The organism is Mesorhizobium sp. M4B.F.Ca.ET.017.02.2.1, assembly GCF_003998955.1.
Taxonomy (GTDB): domain Bacteria; phylum Pseudomonadota; class Alphaproteobacteria; order Rhizobiales; family Rhizobiaceae; genus Mesorhizobium; species Mesorhizobium abyssinicae.
In genome coordinates, this window is the sequence record NZ_RZOF01000611.1 from 1 (window position 1) to 1385 (window position 1385).

2 protein-coding genes are annotated in these 1385 nt (G+C 68.0%); one reads left to right on the plus strand and one right to left on the minus strand.

Annotation, left to right across the window (positions count from 1 at the left end; translation table 11 throughout):
- The coding region (locus tag EN738_RS34300; RefSeq protein ID WP_189606138.1) for a transglycosylase domain-containing protein at positions 1 to 467 on the minus strand (467 nt) is incomplete at its 3' end.
- 129 nt (positions 468 to 596) lie between these two features.
- On the opposite strand from EN738_RS34300, the gene EN738_RS34305 reads away from it, so the two are divergent.
- The coding region (locus EN738_RS34305) for a polyprenyl synthetase family protein (RefSeq protein WP_145967049.1) at positions 597 to 1385 on the plus strand (789 nt) is incomplete at its 3' end.

The following is a 1385-nucleotide window of genomic DNA, read 5'->3' on the forward strand; positions in this document are numbered from 1 at the left end:
TCCATGATCCGCCGCTTCGACATCACCGCGTCGAAATAGACGGCGAGCGGCAGTTCGACCACCTTGCGCACTGTGCCCAGCGGCCGCGACCAGAGGAAGAGATTCTTCACCGTCTGCATGGTGATGGTCGAGGCGCCGCGCGTTGCCTCGCCGGCCAGCGCGTCGTCGACGACGCCGCGCAATTCGCCGAGATCGACGCCGCGGTGGAAGCAGAACTGCCCGTCCTCCGACATGACCACCGAATGCGCCAGCACCGGCGACACGTCGTCGATGGAAACCCAGCGCCGGTCGTAGCCGGAGAAGGTCGCGAGGTCCTTCAGCATCAGCGTCGACACCGGATGCACGAAGGACGGCAGATAGAGGAAGGTCAGCACCACCGGTATCACCGCCAGGATGGCGGCAACGACCAGGGAGCGCCGGCCCAGGCGCTTGAGACCGACGCGGTTCAGGCGCCTCGGCCGCGCCATGTCCAGTCCTTCGATTTCATGATCGACGATCGGTTCCGTCAAGCCGCCCCACCCGTGCCATCAGCTCAACCGGCATAATGGCACGCGGCTTCTTGCGCAATGTCTGAGTGTCGGCTACCGCTCCCGGCCATGGCGAAAGACGAAGAAATCGCGTTCGAAACCGCACTTCTGACACGCGCAGCGGCAATCGAGGCGCTGCTCAGGCGGCTTCTCGATGCGCGCGCACTGTCCGGCGAGATCGCCCGGCCGGAGCGGCTGATGGCGGCCATGCGCCATGGCGTGTTGAACGGCGGCAAGCGCCTGCGCCCTTTTCTGGTCATGGAAAGCGCGGCGCTCTTTTCCGCCGATGGCGAGGCGGCATCGCGCGTCGCGGCGGCGCTCGAATGCGTGCATTGCTATTCGCTGATCCATGACGATCTGCCGGCCATGGACAATGACGATCTGCGCCGCGGCCAGCCGACCGTGCACCGGGCCTTCGACGACGCCACCGCCATCCTTGCCGGCGACGCGCTGCTGACGCTTGCCTTCGACATCCTCGCCGACGAGGCGACCGTGCTGCCCGTGGAACGCCGGGCGGCGCTGGTGCTGGCACTTGCCCGCGCCGCCGGCATTGGCGGCATGGTCGGCGGGCAGATGCTCGATCTCGATGCCGGCCGCAATCCACCGGACGAGGCCGGCATCATCCGGCTGCAGGCGATGAAGACCGGCGCCTTGATCCGCTTTGCCTGCGAGGCCGGCGCCATCGTCGCCGGCGCGCCGCCGGAAGACCGCGAGCGGCTGGCCGAATTCGGCTCGGCGATCGGGCTCGCCTTCCAGCTTGCCGACGACCTGCTCGACCTGACGGCGGATGCGCACCAGATGGGCAAGGCGACCGGCAAGGACGCCGCCGCCGGCAAGGCGACGCTGGTCGCCCTGCAC